Source organism: Streptomyces litmocidini, from assembly GCF_014649755.1.
Lineage (GTDB): Bacteria > Actinomycetota > Actinomycetes > Streptomycetales > Streptomycetaceae > Streptomyces > Streptomyces litmocidini.
On record NZ_BMTQ01000078.1, the window covers coordinates 1 to 770 of the forward strand.

Genomic DNA, 770 nt, shown 5'->3' on the forward strand with positions numbered 1-770 from the left:
AGGAAGGCTTCGTGGATGTCGTCGCGTCGTTCCCAGCGGACTCGGAGACGCCGGAAGCCGTGCAGCCAGGAGATCGTCCGCTCGACGACCCAGCGGTGGACACCGAGGCCGGAGCCGTGCGAGACGCCACGTCGGGCGATCACCGGTTTGATGCCCTGAGCCCAGACCAGGCGACGGTATTTGTCGTGGTCGTAGCCCCGGTCGGCCAACAGCGCGTCCGGTCGTCGCCTGGGCCGGCCGACCAGGCCGGCGACGGAGGGAACCTTGGCGAGCAGGGGCAGCAGCTGGGTGACGTCGTTGCGGTTTCCGCCGGTCAGCGACACGGCGAGCGGAATGCCCTGTCCGTCGACGAGGACGTGGTGTTTGCTGCCCGGCCGCGCGCGGTCGACCGGGCTGGGCCCGCTTTTGGGCCCCTGCGGGCGGCCCGGACGTGGCTGGAGTCGCTTCCCCGCCCGCGACCAGTCGAGCTGCTTGGCCGACCGCAGCTTCTTGAGCAGGACCAGGTGGAGCTGGTCCCACACTCCGGCCTCATTCCATGCGGCAAGCCGTCGCCAGCACGTCATGCCGGAGCCGAAGCCGAGCTCCTGGGGCAGGTACTCCCACTGGATGCCGGTGTGCAGCACGAACAGGATCCCGCACAGGGCCTGCCGGTCAGGCACCCGCGGCCGCCCCGACACCAGCTTCGGCGCCGGGACCGGTAGCAACGGCTCGATCAGTGACCACAGTTCGTCCGAGACGATCCACGGCCGGGAGTTCCTCTTCGCCACGAA

General features: G+C 70.0%; 1 protein-coding gene. It reads right to left on the reverse strand.

Annotated elements, in window-relative coordinates; genetic code table 11:
- Positions 1-767: IS5 family transposase (locus IE180_RS36025; RefSeq protein ID WP_190161122.1), on the reverse strand; the 767-nt coding region annotated here is incomplete at its 3' end.
- Positions 768-770: the final 3 nt, after the last annotated feature.